Genomic DNA, 12,932 nt, shown 5'->3' with positions numbered 1-12,932 from the left:
CAGAAGTCTCTGTTCAGTATTTCACCGATACTGATCGGCAACTAAACCTGCGAACTGACCGCCAGGGAATTTACCAATCTGCGTTGATATTCAGGGAGTCATGCTGAATATACAGCGCATATCGGTCACCAACCAGGGGTCGCTCACCGAGAGTGGCTGGAGCACTATCGACCCGGTCGTCTCTATCGTGACTGTGGGGCTGAGCGTCAGGTAGCCGGTCTCAACAACCAGCCCAAGGCTATCGTCGCAACGGCCCGGCGGCGTGAGGGAGTACTCGTCATCCATTGTCCGCTTCGATGTCCGAGTGCTTGCGTGTTGCATTGCTGGGGTCCAAGCAGACCATATTCCGTGTCAGGAATGTTCTCACTACCTCTGTGGTGGAGCGGGGTATAGAGGGCTGCAGTACCTACTAGTAGTGATGTCTGAATCAGAAGCGACCCGCTGGGAGTACGAGACGCTTCGCCCACCGCGCGATGAGAGCCAAAGAGAAGCAGAGGATCCGAAAGCAGAGTTGAATCAACTCGGTGCAGAGGGCTGGGAGTTTGTGGAGACGATCGACTACGAAGGAGGCGGCACCAAGTACCTCGTTTTCAAGCGACCTGCCCAATCGGATGAGCCAGTATGACTGACGAGAACGACATCAGTACGGCCAACACGATGCGTGAGCGCTCGGGCGAGAGTCGGATTAAACTCTGGTTGCTGCTGCGCGCGAACCGTCTTCTCGTCTCCAGCATCCTGACCAGTGCCGTGTTCGTCGCATTCGTCATCGCCGTTGCTGTCCTTGATCCACCGTTTTCACAGCAAATCGAGTCCGGCGACATGATCGACACGATGTTCTCAACGATGATCACGGTCATCGTGACTGGGACGACACTCGTCGTCACGATCGGTCAACTCGTTCTCTCCCAAGAGAACGGCCCGCTCGGCGATCAACGCGAGCGTATGTCCAGTTCGATGGATGTCCGGGACTTTACTGAAGGATTAATCGGATCTCCGAGTCCTGCCGATCCATCCGAATTTCTCCGGCAGATCATCGGAATCACGGCACAACGGGCGACGGCCCTTCGAGAGTCTATTGACAAGAATGATAACGAGAACCTCCGAGAAGAAGTCGATGAATTCGCTGAAAGCGTCACTGGGAACGCTGACACGGTGCATGACCAACTCGAAGATGCGCAATTCGGCTCGTTCGATGTGTTATTCGCTGCATTAAATTTCAATTATAGCTGGAAAATATTCCAAGTTGAAAGACTCGCGAACGAATACGAAGGGAGCCTCAATGAGGAAGAACGCGGCTTACTTGACGACCTCAAAACAGCGCTGTCTCTGTTTGGTCCGGCGCGCGAACACATCAAGACCCTGTACTTCCAGTGGGCACTCATCGACTTGTCTCAGATGATTCTCTATGCTGCAGTCCCGGTATTGGCCGTTGCGGGTATCATGGTCGCAATCGTCGATGCGGGGACGTTCCCAGGAAGCACACTCGGTCTCGATCACATCATCCTCGTCGTGGGCGGTGCGTTTGCGGTGACGCTCGTTCCGTTCATGCTGTTCGTCTCGTACGTCCTTCGCATCGTCACCATAGCGAAACGAACACTCGCCATCGAGCCGCTGATCCTCCGCGAATCACAACGCTAAGATCCGACGCAGAACTCAAACCTCAGACACGGTTGGATGTGGACGCTTCGTGAGGTACTGAGAGTAGTCACTCTCAGAACGGGTGTTGATTGCTCGCGTCCCGCCACAGTTCCACTACCGTCCTCCGCGAGGAGATTGACACAGGCGCTGTTGAATGTCTTTGGGAAATTCCCCACCCCCATTGAAGCCTCTAACATCGAAAATATAGCCCCGAAACGATTCGTCGCCCCTATCCACTGGAATGACCGATGGACACTTTGTATCTCGCACGTCATTATTGGCAGGTATTAGGTAGTTCAGTCGCTGAATGATATGTGCATTCCCTGTACTTGCCGAATCCCAGTCATCGACCCGAACTCAGACAGTCCCGATCCCTTCGACCGCGAAGATGATCGCAAGCGTCGCCACGAAGCCGACGCAACCGCCGGCGACGAGCCGCGGTCGCCCCCGTCGCGGGAGCGATCGGCCAGCGTCGATCCCCGCGGGAACGAATTCGACGACGACGAGGTAGAACAGCGCCCCCGCGGCGAACCCGAAGCTCACCGCCAGCAGGCCCTCGAGCGTGCTGACGAAATAGTAGGCGGCCACTGCGCCGATCGGCTGTGGCAGGCCGGAGAAGACGGCCCAGCCGACGACCTTCCAGCGGTCCATCCCGTAGGCGATCAGCGGGATGGCGATGGCGAGCCCCTCGGGCACGTTCAGGATCGAGATGGCGATTCCCATGAAGACGGCGAGCGCTGGCACCGTGAGCCCCGCAATCTCGAGTCCCTCGCCCGTCCCGAGATCGGCGAACGCGACGCCGACGGCGATCCCCTCAGGAATGCTGTGGATCGTCAGCACGCCGACGGTCAGCACGACCGTTCGCGGATCGACGGCCGAAACCGTCCGCGGGGAGAACTCGTACCCCGACACGAGGTGGTCGGCGAGGTAGACGAACGCGACGCCGCCGATCAGGCCGGCCACGACGTGTGTGAGTTCGCCCTCGGCGAGCGCCTCACCTAACAACCCGAACAGGGCCGCCGAGAGCAGGATGCCGACCGCGAGACCCCAGAGCACGACGAGCCAGCGGTCGGCGATCTCGCGAACGAGGAAAAACGGCGCGACGCCCAGCCCGGTGGCGAGACCGGTGACGAGACCGACGAGAAAGACGATCGAGAGTTCGGTAGTCAGCGACATCAAGACCAACGTTTCTAGTTCGCGAATCGTTCTTCGGACGGATATATTCGCCTATTCGCTCGAGTCGCTATACGCAGCCCCGTCATCTGTCCGCTCGAGTCTCACGCGGTGCCGGGAGTTCAGCAGTCGAGAGAACGTGACACACCTATGGGTCTTCCCGTTGCGTGGACTCGTATGTACGTCGCAGTCGCTGGGACGTTCGGCCCGCTGCACGACGGCCATCGGACCCTGTTCGAGCACGCGCTCCGGTTCGGCGACGACGGCGTCGTCGTCGCCCTGACGAGCGACGAGTTCGCGGTCGAAACGCGCACCCAACCCCGAGAAATCCCCGCGTTCGACGACCGCGTCCGGCAAGTCACCGACGCTATCGACGATCTCGACGAGTGGGATCGCGACGTCGAGATTCGAGAGCTCACGGGCGAGTACGGTATCGCGGAGGACGATCCCGAGATCGACGCGCTCGTCGTTTCGCCGGAGACGGCACCCGAACTCGAGGCGATCAACGACCGACGCCGAGAGCACGGTCTCGACCCGCTCTCCGGAATCGTCGCCCCGTACACCCTCGCCGACGACGGCGAGCGCATCTCCTCGACCCGGATCGTCGCGGGCGAGATCGACGAACACGGAACCGTCCTCGAATGAGCGATTCGACCGCAAGCGCACGGCCGCTCCTGGTCGTCCTCCTCGCGAGTGCGGCGCTCGTAACGCTGGTGGTTCACCTCTCGGTCGTCCCCCAGCGGTACCCGGAGGACGTGTTCACGACCGGACTGGCGCTCGTCTTCGGCTGGCTGACCTACACCCTCGCGTTCTACGCGGTGGGTCGCATCGGCTCGCAGCCGGACGAACTCCCCAGCATGCGCTTTGCCGACGTCGGAATCGCGCTCTTTCTCGTCTCGGTGTTGCTCGCCGCGGCCCTCGACGGGTTCGGGTTCACACCAGAGGCGATCCTCGAGGCGTACGTCCTGCCCGCACTCGGAATCTACGTCGGCCTCGCGCTGTTCGGCTGGTCGATCGGGCGGCGGACCGAAGCGATCAACGAGATCGTTCGCTGAGCGACCGTTCAGCTACCGGAGAGTATTGAGCATCAATCGACGTGGCGAACGATCAGGGAGATCAGTACAGGGGACGGATGTCACGCGACGGATTATGATCTAACCGACCCCTGATAGAAATTGCATGCAGAACATGAGTTCGGTGTTTTGGATTTGATTGTTGCAAGCCATTTTGATCGGTCTTTGATTACCCTGGTTATTTATTGGACGAATTTTAACCTATTACCATCAAGGAAATCGAAATCGAAAGTATGGTCCGGGAGACACTCGAAAAATATATCCATTATTGATAAGCCAGGAAACACGAACCACCCCCCAACTCCCACCCGTCCTGAATCGCAACGACTCGCTGAATGGTGCTACTCCTCCTCACTTGGCAAATAATGTCATCAGATTGAATGAATAAAATGAGTTAGATTCTGGTGCTACTCATCCTCAATCACACCCGACTCTCTCACTCGTGGACGGCGTACGGTTCGACCAACGCCAGGATATCTCGTTCCAGTTCACCGCCAACAAGCTGGACGTGCCCCGTTTCAGCCTCGTAGTCGATGATCCGGGCCTCTTCCATTTTTGGGAGATGGGTATGGTGAAGTGCGATTCGGACGCGTTGTCGGTGCCCGTCGGACACCTGGTCCGCGTCTTCGTCTCGAACCCGGTCTGCAACACGATCTACGAGCACATCGTATGCCAGTGTCTTCTCGGATGCGTTGTCCAACGCCTTGAGGATGGCGCGTCGGTGTTCGTTCGTTACTGCCGACAGAATCATATCGGGGGAGATCGGTCTCTCACGCCCTGAAGAATCGGAAGACGAATCAATCGACTGAATATTACGTGTCCCCAGATTTCGATTCTTATCCATACTCACATAGCGGCGGCCCAACTGCCTGGTCCTGTCCCATGGTGTATAATGGAAGCAATCAGTCCACGTGCGCCGCCGACTCGGGAGTGAGAAGTGCGTACGTCCCGAACGTACTAATGGCACGACGCAGTCGCTCCGTCACTGCCTGATCTGAAATCCCGAGCTCGTAAGCTAACTCCGCGGTCGTACAGCCTCGTGGAATGTCGTAGTATCCCAATCGAATGGCAAGCGTCAGCGCTTCTCGTTGGGGCTCACTCAAGCCGTACCACGGACCAGCCTTGGGGTCCGTTGGATTGTATATACGGGTTATTTTCAGGGAGATGTGCGCGTCCTCACAACAGTTCTGGCACTGACTTAATGCCTCGCGGGCAGAGAATCGTATCTCGAAATTCCATCCTTCCGATGATCCAGTAGCACTCAGGATTTGCCCGTCGTGTTCCAAGATACACTGAAAAAGGTGATCCTGGCTCGCATCCCAGTCGAGCCTGATCAGCTTCCGGTCATCGAATGCGTCCACCTCCATGACGCTGTTGACAGTTGGATAGCGTTCGACGGCATCGAGAAATCCGTTTTCGACCGGTTCGTAGACCCAGAAGAGCGGCACGGTAGCGTCCCCACTCGGAACGAGCGTTTCGAGTTCGACCGCCGACGCTTGCTCTAGACTGAGGATTTGTCCGAGTTCGAAGTCCTCGGACGGGATTCGAATCTCCGTTATCACACTCATGCTAACTTGTGAGACTAGATTGGTCGATCATACAAAAGGAGGAGACATGGTGTACCATGGCCGCCCGGGTACCAAACGGACTCCCCGCTCGCAGAACACACTATCCCAGCCATCAACGGTGCGTTGGCTCGTCTCGAAGCCATGATACACCACCCATGCTGGTTATCGGCCTGCTAGACGTAGGGTTCCTTATGGCGACTGTGATGGAGTTTACGAGTCCGGTAGCGGAGTTTCCGCTAGGGAGTGTGTTCGAGAACTTGCCGGGAGTGACGGTCGAACTGGAGCGGCTGATTCCACACGAGACGCTGATCATCCCGTATTTCTGGGTTCGCGATGCGGAAACGGAGGATATCGAAGCTGCGTTCGAACAACACGCCGGCGTGAGCAACATCCGAGTGGTCGATAGCGTCGAAGACGAGTATCTCATGCGTGCCGAGTGGGAGCAAGAGTACTTCGGTATCTTGAGTGCGCTTGCCGAGGCCAACGTCGTCGTGCTCTCTGGAATCGGTACAAAAGAGGGGTGGCAATTCGAGGTGCGCGGCGAGGGTCAGGAGGCAATCGCCGAGTTTCGAGAGTACTGCCAGGAAAACGATATTCCGATAGCTATCACTGCCGTCCACGCAATGCTTCCGATCCAGGGAGAGGGTTACGAGTTGACCGAGACCCAGCGCGAGGCCCTAATATTGGCCTACGAACGGGGCTACTTTGACACCCCACGCGAGGCGTCGCTCGAAGAGATCGCTGACGAACTCGACATCACCCAGCAGTCGCTTTCCTCACGGCTCCGACGCGGGCATCGACGCCTCATTGGAGCAACGCTCAGCAGTTCGCTGTGAGTGGTCTGGTGGTCGCTATTTAAACCTCCTGTATAATCAGTATCCCTATTGAACCGACTCAGACGGCTAGAATCGGGCAAGATGGACGTAACAGTATCTGGGATTGGGGTCGAAGCGGTCGAGTACTTTCAGGAATCAGGGACTGTTCGCACGCAGTTTGATCAAAAAAAGACACCAGCGAGCATCGCTATTATCGCAACGCTGGCGGACATAATGGACACTGATCCTGTAGAACTCGACCCGCTCCATTCCACTGTTGACTCCGACGAATTAGAAGCGCTCGTCCGCGTTCGAAACGGGACGAACGGAGATACCCACGTTACCTTCACGCACGAGGGGCACGCAATAACCGTACACAGCTACGGTGCAATCACCATCACACCAGAACACGAACTCACAGCGGAGAACTACGAAAGGGGCGCGGGAAGATGACATCTGAGGAGACCTCGCTTACGTCGAAGGAGGAATTGAACGCGGAGTTGAAAGCCCTCCTTCGCAGGGCCTACGAGAGTGGACTCAATGTTGAAGGTGGATTCGAGTGTCGGAATGGGGTCGAACATCCCGACTGGGACGTGATCGTCACGGAAGTCGAAAAGAACGAGCGTTCGGAGTGACCGAGGACGAGAGTGCCAGTCGTGACAGGTAACATGGCTGTGAGGGAGAAACGCTGTGACGGTGATCGTATCGAACGTGTGCTCTCAGCGCAACAGTGGCGAGTATTACGCGCGCTATTGGACGAGAGTGCGGTGTCTGCAGATCCGATTCTTCGAAAGGCAGAGACGCTTGACTCCGGTGAGTACCTCACGATCTGTTACGAACTCCACCACGTTCTACTCCCCGAATTAGCGAATATGGGACTTGTCGAGTTCGACAGGTTTGAAGACGAGGTACGGCGAGGACTGAGATTCGACGAGGTGCGTCGATTTCTCGAACAGGTCGCTGACGATCCTGACAAGTAACCTGGAACTGTAATCGCTTCGCTGCTGAATATGTGCCCTGAGGCTTGCACGACGCTACGAACATCATCCATAGCTGGCAGGAATCCCAGCGGTCAGCCCGCTCAGCGAGTGAACGCTCGAGGTCGCTCACCCCGGTGAGACGCCCGTGCCCGGTTCTCACGCCGAGCGCGAACCCGAGTTCGCCACGAGCACGGGAACGTCGCCGAACCGAATTACGTGATCGGAGACGCTCCCCAGCGCCATTCGGTGGACCCCGCCCCGACCGCGGGTTGCCATCACGACGAGGTCGACGCCGGCCTCGTCGGCGTACTCGAGCAGTTCGTGCTCGGGCGGCCCCTCCAGAACGGTGCCGGTCACCTCGAGACCCGCGTCTTCGGCCCGTTCGACGATCGCGTCGACGGACTCCTGGGCGCGCTGGCGCATCGCGTCTTCGGCGCTCGCGGCGTCGCCGGGAAGGCGAAGATCGCTCAGCGGACCAGTATCTGCCACGCAGACGACGTGTACCGCCGCGTCGTGGATGCCCGCGAGCTCGAGGCCGGTTTCGGCCGCGGCTTCGGCGTGCTGGCTGCCGTCGGTCGGGAGCAGGATCGTCTCGAACATAGCGACGCGTACGACGACCCGGGTGAAACCCTCTCGGACCCATCGGAAACGATGTACGTTCCCGAAAGAGCACCGTCACTCCAGCAGCGCCCGGTACTGCGAGACGACGTCGTCCGCGGGCGAGCCGTCGTACCGAAGGTCGCCGTCGACGACGACGGAGAGCCGATCGAGCTGGTCGGCGAAGGCGACCACGTTGTGCGTCGAGACGACGACCGTCCGATTGCCCTCACAATACGAGTCGAGGAAGGCCGTGATGCGACGCCTCGAGTAGTCGTCGACGTCGGCCAGCGGCTCGTCGAGCAACAGGTACTGCGGCCGCTTGATCAGCGCGAGCCCGAGATCGAGTTTCTTGCGAAAGCCGCCCGACAGTTCGTCGGCCCGCCGATCTGCAGCGGGCTCGAGTCGGAGCTCCTCGAGCAGCGTCTCGGTCCAGGTGTCCGGCGGTGGATCGTCGGCGAACTTGCGGAAGATTTCGAGGTTCTCGCGGACGGTGAGCGACGGGTAGAATCGGGGCTCCTGAAAGCTGTAGCCGACGGCGGCGGTCGCGTCGGTGCGTTCGATCCGGCCGCTCGTGGGTCGCGTGAGGCCGGCGAGCAGCGCGAACAGCGTCGTCTTCCCGGAGCCGTTCGGGCCGATCAGGCCGTGGAACGTGCCGGGACGGAACGCGATGGAGAGATCCTCGAGCGCCGTCGTCTCGCCGTAGCGTTTCGTGACGTCGACGAGCGCGAGCGAACCGTCGGCCCCGTCGGATGCATCTCCGTTCGCGGCGACAGTTCGATCATCTCGGAACGGGTCGGCGTCGCGGGGTGGATCGGCGTCAGTCATCAGCGCCTCCGTTCGTAGACGACCAGTGTCAGTTTCAGGGCGACGAGCGAGGCGAGCGTCGTCGCGACGAGCCACCACAGGTAGTCGGCGTACAGCGACGCCGGCGCGTCGCGAAGCATTGCGCTCCGGGTCGTGACCACCGAGTAGTAGGTCGGCAGCGCTCGAGAGATCGTCCCCTGCGCCGAGGAGAAGAAGCCGGTCGGATAGACCAGACTCGAGAGTCCGAAGACGGCCAGCGCGAGCCCGAGGTTGACGAACAGGGCGGTCTGGCGGAGCCCGAGGGTGAAGAGGACGGCGAGTCCGATCGCGGCCAGATAAACGAAGGTGAGACCGAAGACGGCGATCGAAAGCGGTGAGAGGACGGTCACGTCGTAGCCGAACCAGACCCCCATCGCCGCGACGACGGCCGCAGGAATCGCGAGCGCGGCACCGTAGAACAGCAGTTTGCTCGCGACGACTGTGTCCAGTCGCGACTCGGTCTGGAGTCGATCGAGCACCAGCCGCTCGGAGCGGACCTGATAGGGGAGAAAGACCAGCGCGTAGAGCGTGACGAACGCGAACAGCCCGGTGGGGACGAGGAACTCCGAGAGGCTCCGCTGTGCGCCGACTTGCTCGTGATCGACGGTGACGTCGGCCGGGACGAGCGCGTCGATCTCGGACTCGGCGACGCCGACGCTCTCGTTGACCGGCTCTTCGAACGGGACGAATGCACGATCCGAGACGATCGTCACGTTCGCCTCGCCGCTCTCGTTCATCACGTCGCCCGGCACGTGGACGACGAGATACACCTCCTCGCGCTGGAGCCCCTCGCGCGCCTCGGCCGACGACTCGTACTCGACCGGCGTCGCGAACGCGATCATCCCCGCTTCGGCAATCGCGATATCGTCTTCAGTCGTCCCCTCCCCGGCGACGACGCCGACGGGCACGTCGCGGGGGATCGTCTGCTCGAAGATGGCGGTCCCCGCGACGAGCCCACCGGGAAGTAAGACGAGGAGGACGAGAATCAATCCCCAATTTCGCCTGACGGTGATCGCCTCCTTTCGCACCAGTGCCAGCAGGTCCACGCGACGTTACACCCCGTCGAGCACGGAAAGGAGGGTGAGGACCGCGTCGGCCTCCCCCTCGTAGGCGGCCGTTACCACCGGTCCGTCCCGCTCGAGGTCGATATCCTCGCGCACCGCGTCGAACTCCGCGTCGATGCTTCCGAGATACGGAAGCGCACCGCGAAGTAGCGTCTCGAGCTCCGCGGCGTCGCCGTCGTCGCCGACGTGGAGGTCGATTTCGAACTCGAGCCCGTCGTCGACGAGAGTGTAGCTCCGGCCGACGGCGTCGACTTCGTCGAGAATATCGAACTCCAGGTCGACGAGCAGTTCGATCGTCTCCGGCACGGAAAGGCCGTCGGTCTCGGAGGCGACGGTCAACTGGGCGCCGCGGGCGTCCTCGTACGCGTCGCGAACCAGCCCGGAGACGGGATCGGTATCGCCGTACCGGACGTCGAGCGCGGATCGCACCGCAGCCCCGTCCCCGACGACGAACCGACCGTCGCCGAGGACGCCGAGGAAGGGGGTGTCCGGGTCGTCCGCGCTCGCCGCCGGCTCGTACAGCACCGACTCGTCCGCGTACGTCGTCTCCTCGTACGCGACGTCGGTGGTCGCCTCGAGAGAGGCGACGACCTCGTCGTCGCTCCAGTCGCCGTCGACGACGGCGTTGACCCGCGCCCAATCGTCAGAGTCGGTGTCCCCGAGGGTCGTCTCGTTCAGTTCGGCCTCGCCGTCTCCGAACAGCAACAGCTCGGTCGCCGCGAGCGGGTCGAGTCCGGTTCGGGCTTCGACCGTCGCCGCGACGTCGGCGACGTACCCCGGGTCGACGGAGCCGTCGTCCTCGAGAGCGTCGCCGTCCGCGCCGTTTGCCCCGTCGTCCGCACTGGCCGCATCATCGTCAGTGCCGGCCGTGTCGCCGTCAGAATCCGATACGTCTTCGTCCACCTCGAGCGCACCCGCGTCCGCGACCGCGGCGGCGTCGAGGTGAGCGAGGACGGCCGTTTCCGCCGGCACGTCGTCCACGAGGTCGCCGTTGGCTCGGGAATCCTCGTCGTCCAGAAAGCCGGCACAGCCGGCCGTCGCGGAGACCAGCGCACCAGAGGCGGCGAGCAGCGCTCGCCTCGAGAGGGGGAGAGCGTCGACGGCGTCCGAACGGGGAGTCAACATATTGGCACGTCTCGAAGGCGAGAACCATTAACCGTTCGGTGACCGTGGCCGAGATCGGTCAGGAATCGGAAGTAACGGCGCACGGAAGGGCGAGCAATCGCGTCGATATCGGTCGATTTAGAATCCAAACTGCTGTTTCGCGAATCGGGCGAGCAGGGGGGCGTCGCCGGGACCGAGCAGTTTCAACACGGCTCGGACGTTTCCGCGGTTCGCCTCCGCCAGCGTCTCTTCGTCGAATCGGTTTAGATCTCGCATGAGCTTGTCGTAGCGCTCGTTCGACGCGAGATAGAGCAGTTGCGTCATATGCTGGCGGGTCTTGATGTTCGGGGCGACGTCGCGATGCCAGAGGTTCTCGTACACCTCGAGGTTCTCGGCGGTCGGCGTCACGTCGCCGTGTTTGAGACAGGAGTCGGCCGCAATAGCGGCCATCCGGCCGGACTGCATGCACTTGTTAATTCCCTCACCCCAGAGCGGGTCGACCGTCGGGACGGTGTCGCCGATAGCCATGAATCGATCGGTGTGCATCCGGCCCGGGAGCTGGATGTGCGCGGAGCCCCGGTGTTGTTTCCCCTCGAGTCGCTCGGCGTTCGCGAAGCGGGGATCCGTCTCGAGCCAGTGGTTCAGGTAGTCGTCGATCGCGTAGCCGTCGCGCGCGTACTGCTTGTGACCGTCGTTCTGAATGTAACACAGTCCGACCTTGGCGGTGTCACCGCCGGTGTGGAAGATCCACGAGTAGCCGCCGGGAGCGAGTTCGTGGTCCAGTCGGAGCATCATCGCGTCGTGGAGGTCCGCGAAGCCGGGGCGGTCGATATCGATCCCTTCGAACTCGTACTCGATGCCGATCGCGTGGTTCTCGCGTTTGAGGTCGACGACGCCGAGTTTCTTCGCGAGCGGCGCGGCCGGCCCCGTCGCGTCGATAACGATCTCGCCGTAGACCTCCTCGTCGCCGTTGTATCGGACGCCGACGATCTCGTCGTTTTCCACGATGGGCGCGGTGACGCGCGCGTCGAAGCGGTACTCCGCGCCGTCCGCGCGGCTGTCCTCGACGAGGTATCGCTTGAAGTCGGCGAACTCGAGGACTGCACCGGGCTGTTCCCGAACGTAGTGTTCGGTCGGCGACTCGAGGACGACGCTGTCGGTGTACTGCATCACGACATCGTCGGGAATCCCGAACGAGGCCATCATCGAGGGGAACGTCCCCGCGGTGGACTTGTTGCTCTGGCGCGGGAACTCGTCCTCGGACTCGGTCTCGAGGACGACGACGTCGTATCCTCGGGCTGCGAGGTCGCGTGCGCACTGGCCACCGGCTGGGCCAGCGCCTGCGATAACCACATCGTAGCGGTTGTTCATACCGCGAAACTATTTCGGAGCCTCATTAGTTTATTCAGTTGCGACGGAGTGACCGGAAGTTCACACGTTTCATAATTTATACTTACCCAGTGAGACACGAGTCGACGGATCGACAATCGCGGTAAGCGCGTGCTTACCGACGGTCGGTACGGCGAGCGGTCAGCGGACGATCGTCACGGGAACGGGTGCCCGTCGGGCAATACGCTCCGCCACACTCCCGAGAAGGACGCGAGAGAACCCGGACCGGCCGTGACTACCGACCACGATGCGGTCGACGTCGTGATCCGTCGCGTACTCGACGATCATCGGTGCGGGCTGGCCGGTCAGTAGCTCCGTCGTGATCTCGCAACCCTGATCGGCCGCTCGAGTGCGGGCCGCGTCGAACAGGTCGGACGCCGCTTCGCGCATCCGTTCGCGCATCGCCTCCGTGCCGAGATGGGCGAACTCGCCGTAGCCGCTCCGGTTCGGATCGGCGACGTGGGCGACGACGATTGCGTCGTCAGCGTGTTCCTCGAGGGCGTACTCGAGGGCCGCCCAGCCCGGTTCCGATTCGTCGAGGGCCACCAACAGCGCCATATCGAGATCTTTGGTTTGCGGACACTTGAGTGGTCCCCTCGGTAACACGGCCCACGAGTCGTTCGACGACGAGCGGGTCGTGAACGGTCACGCCAGAGGGTGTGCTTGCAAGGCCAACGGATGCAAT

At 61.1% G+C, this 12,932-nt stretch carries 18 protein-coding genes; 8 read left to right on the top strand and 10 right to left on the bottom strand.

Annotated features, from left to right (window positions below):
* Positions 1–90: 90 nt before the first annotated feature.
* Positions 91–285, bottom strand: coding sequence for a hypothetical protein (locus tag ACSFC5_RS02875; RefSeq protein WP_440763759.1), 195 nt, complete (start codon positions 283–285; stop codon positions 91–93).
* Positions 286–418: 133 nt separating this feature from the next.
* Between ACSFC5_RS02875 and sp36 the strand changes: the two genes are divergently transcribed.
* Together sp36 and ACSFC5_RS02865 are read left to right on the top strand one after the other, a co-directional pair.
* Positions 419–625, top strand: a complete 207-nt coding sequence (gene sp36, locus ACSFC5_RS02870; RefSeq protein ID WP_440763758.1) for a Sp36 family protein — start codon at positions 419–421, stop codon at positions 623–625.
* Positions 622–1,638: a DUF7972 family membrane protein gene (locus ACSFC5_RS02865; protein WP_440763757.1), complete on the top strand. Its 1,017-nt coding sequence runs from the start codon at positions 622–624 to the stop codon at positions 1,636–1,638. The genes sp36 and ACSFC5_RS02865 overlap by 4 nt, the downstream gene beginning before the upstream one ends.
* 357 nt (positions 1,639–1,995) lie before the next feature.
* Here the strand turns inward: ACSFC5_RS02865 and ACSFC5_RS02860 are convergent, their stop codons facing one another.
* The gene (locus tag ACSFC5_RS02860) at positions 1,996–2,814 is read right to left on the bottom strand and encodes a ZIP family metal transporter (RefSeq protein WP_440763756.1); all 819 of its coding nucleotides are present in this window, start codon (positions 2,812–2,814) and stop codon (positions 1,996–1,998) included.
* Between the two features lie 174 nt (positions 2,815–2,988).
* Here ACSFC5_RS02860 and ACSFC5_RS02855 point away from each other — a divergent pair, with 174 nt between their 5' ends.
* Both ACSFC5_RS02855 and ACSFC5_RS02850 read left to right on the top strand, forming a co-directional pair.
* A complete protein-coding gene (locus ACSFC5_RS02855) occupies positions 2,989–3,456 on the top strand; it encodes a phosphopantetheine adenylyltransferase (protein ID WP_440763755.1) in 468 nt (155 codons plus the stop codon).
* Positions 3,453–3,866, top strand: coding sequence for a hypothetical protein (locus ACSFC5_RS02850; RefSeq protein WP_440763754.1), 414 nt, complete (start codon positions 3,453–3,455; stop codon positions 3,864–3,866). Before ACSFC5_RS02855 ends, ACSFC5_RS02850 begins: the two co-directional genes overlap by 4 nt.
* 454 nt (positions 3,867–4,320) lie before the next feature.
* On the opposite strand, the gene ACSFC5_RS02845 is transcribed toward ACSFC5_RS02850, so the two are convergent.
* Both ACSFC5_RS02845 and ACSFC5_RS02840 read right to left on the bottom strand, forming a co-directional pair.
* Entirely contained in the window at positions 4,321–4,635 is a 315-nt protein-coding gene (locus ACSFC5_RS02845; protein WP_440763753.1) for a DUF7344 domain-containing protein, read from the bottom strand.
* Between the two features lie 151 nt (positions 4,636–4,786).
* The gene (locus tag ACSFC5_RS02840) at positions 4,787–5,452 is read right to left on the bottom strand and encodes a helix-turn-helix domain-containing protein (RefSeq protein WP_440763752.1); all 666 of its coding nucleotides are present in this window, start codon (positions 5,450–5,452) and stop codon (positions 4,787–4,789) included.
* A gap of 191 nt (positions 5,453–5,643) precedes the next feature.
* Between ACSFC5_RS02840 and ACSFC5_RS02835 the strand changes: the two genes are divergently transcribed.
* From ACSFC5_RS02835 to ACSFC5_RS02820, 4 genes are all read left to right on the top strand, one after another.
* Positions 5,644–6,288, top strand: a complete 645-nt coding sequence (locus ACSFC5_RS02835; protein WP_440765008.1) for a helix-turn-helix domain-containing protein — start codon at positions 5,644–5,646, stop codon at positions 6,286–6,288.
* A gap of 81 nt (positions 6,289–6,369) precedes the next feature.
* On the top strand, positions 6,370–6,720 hold the full coding sequence (locus tag ACSFC5_RS02830) for a HalOD1 output domain-containing protein (protein ID WP_440763751.1): 351 nt from the start codon (positions 6,370–6,372) through the stop codon (positions 6,718–6,720).
* On the top strand, positions 6,717–6,902 hold the full coding sequence (locus ACSFC5_RS02825) for a hypothetical protein (RefSeq protein ID WP_440763750.1): 186 nt from the start codon (positions 6,717–6,719) through the stop codon (positions 6,900–6,902). Before ACSFC5_RS02830 ends, ACSFC5_RS02825 begins: the two co-directional genes overlap by 4 nt.
* A 12-nt stretch (positions 6,903–6,914) precedes the next feature.
* Positions 6,915–7,247 carry a hypothetical protein gene (locus ACSFC5_RS02820; RefSeq protein WP_440763749.1) on the top strand — a complete coding sequence of 111 codons (333 nt, stop codon included), beginning with the start codon at positions 6,915–6,917 and terminating at the stop codon, positions 7,245–7,247.
* A 156-nt stretch (positions 7,248–7,403) separates the two neighbouring features.
* On the opposite strand, the gene ACSFC5_RS02815 is transcribed toward ACSFC5_RS02820, so the two are convergent.
* The 6 genes from ACSFC5_RS02815 to ACSFC5_RS02790 all read right to left on the bottom strand — a co-directional run bounded on the left by ACSFC5_RS02815 (position 7,404) and on the right by ACSFC5_RS02790 (position 12,805).
* On the bottom strand, positions 7,404–7,847 hold the full coding sequence (locus ACSFC5_RS02815) for a universal stress protein (protein WP_440763748.1): 444 nt from the start codon (positions 7,845–7,847) through the stop codon (positions 7,404–7,406).
* Between the two features lie 75 nt (positions 7,848–7,922).
* Positions 7,923–8,672 (bottom strand): ABC transporter ATP-binding protein, encoded by a 750-nt coding sequence (locus ACSFC5_RS02810; protein ID WP_440763747.1) that lies wholly within the window; start codon positions 8,670–8,672, stop codon positions 7,923–7,925.
* Positions 8,672–9,736, bottom strand: coding sequence for an ABC transporter permease (locus ACSFC5_RS02805; protein WP_440763746.1), 1,065 nt, complete (start codon positions 9,734–9,736; stop codon positions 8,672–8,674). The genes ACSFC5_RS02810 and ACSFC5_RS02805 overlap by 1 nt, the downstream gene beginning before the upstream one ends.
* Positions 9,737–9,742: 6 nt before the next feature.
* Positions 9,743–10,879 carry a hypothetical protein gene (locus ACSFC5_RS02800; protein WP_440763745.1) on the bottom strand — a complete coding sequence of 379 codons (1,137 nt, stop codon included), beginning with the start codon at positions 10,877–10,879 and terminating at the stop codon, positions 9,743–9,745.
* Positions 10,880–10,996: 117 nt separating this feature from the next.
* Entirely contained in the window at positions 10,997–12,229 is a 1,233-nt protein-coding gene (locus tag ACSFC5_RS02795) for a digeranylgeranylglycerophospholipid reductase (protein ID WP_440763744.1), read from the bottom strand.
* Positions 12,230–12,388: 159 nt separating this feature from the next.
* Complete coding sequence (locus ACSFC5_RS02790) at positions 12,389–12,805, bottom strand: universal stress protein (protein ID WP_440763743.1); 417 nt, start codon at positions 12,803–12,805, stop codon at positions 12,389–12,391.
* Between the last annotated feature and the right edge of the window lie 127 nt (positions 12,806–12,932).

It is taken from the genome of Natronorubrum marinum, assembly GCF_052040125.1.
Lineage (GTDB): Archaea > Halobacteriota > Halobacteria > Halobacteriales > Natrialbaceae > Natronorubrum.
This window is presented reverse-complemented; position numbering and strand designations above follow the sequence as displayed.

Coding starts and splice junctions, on each gene's coding strand:
- ACSFC5_RS02875 (WP_440763759.1), bottom strand. CDS start 285: ATGGATGACGAGTACTCCCTCACGCCGCCGGGCCGTTGCGACGATAGC.
- sp36 (WP_440763758.1), top strand. CDS start 419: ATGTCTGAATCAGAAGCGACCCGCTGGGAGTACGAGACGCTTCGCCCA.
- ACSFC5_RS02865 (WP_440763757.1), top strand. CDS start 622: ATGACTGACGAGAACGACATCAGTACGGCCAACACGATGCGTGAGCGC.
- ACSFC5_RS02860 (WP_440763756.1), bottom strand. CDS start 2,814: ATGTCGCTGACTACCGAACTCTCGATCGTCTTTCTCGTCGGTCTCGTC.
- ACSFC5_RS02855 (WP_440763755.1), top strand. CDS start 2,989: ATGTACGTCGCAGTCGCTGGGACGTTCGGCCCGCTGCACGACGGCCAT.
- ACSFC5_RS02850 (WP_440763754.1), top strand. CDS start 3,453: ATGAGCGATTCGACCGCAAGCGCACGGCCGCTCCTGGTCGTCCTCCTC.
- ACSFC5_RS02845 (WP_440763753.1), bottom strand. CDS start 4,635: ATGATTCTGTCGGCAGTAACGAACGAACACCGACGCGCCATCCTCAAG.
- ACSFC5_RS02840 (WP_440763752.1), bottom strand. CDS start 5,452: ATGAGTGTGATAACGGAGATTCGAATCCCGTCCGAGGACTTCGAACTC.
- ACSFC5_RS02835 (WP_440765008.1), top strand. CDS start 5,644: ATGGCGACTGTGATGGAGTTTACGAGTCCGGTAGCGGAGTTTCCGCTA.
- ACSFC5_RS02830 (WP_440763751.1), top strand. CDS start 6,370: ATGGACGTAACAGTATCTGGGATTGGGGTCGAAGCGGTCGAGTACTTT.
- ACSFC5_RS02825 (WP_440763750.1), top strand. CDS start 6,717: ATGACATCTGAGGAGACCTCGCTTACGTCGAAGGAGGAATTGAACGCG.
- ACSFC5_RS02815 (WP_440763748.1), bottom strand. CDS start 7,847: ATGTTCGAGACGATCCTGCTCCCGACCGACGGCAGCCAGCACGCCGAA.
- ACSFC5_RS02810 (WP_440763747.1), bottom strand. CDS start 8,672: ATGACTGACGCCGATCCACCCCGCGACGCCGACCCGTTCCGAGATGAT.
- ACSFC5_RS02800 (WP_440763745.1), bottom strand. CDS start 10,879: ATGTTGACTCCCCGTTCGGACGCCGTCGACGCTCTCCCCCTCTCGAGG.
- ACSFC5_RS02795 (WP_440763744.1), bottom strand. CDS start 12,229: ATGAACAACCGCTACGATGTGGTTATCGCAGGCGCTGGCCCAGCCGGT.
- ACSFC5_RS02790 (WP_440763743.1), bottom strand. CDS start 12,805: ATGGCGCTGTTGGTGGCCCTCGACGAATCGGAACCGGGCTGGGCGGCC.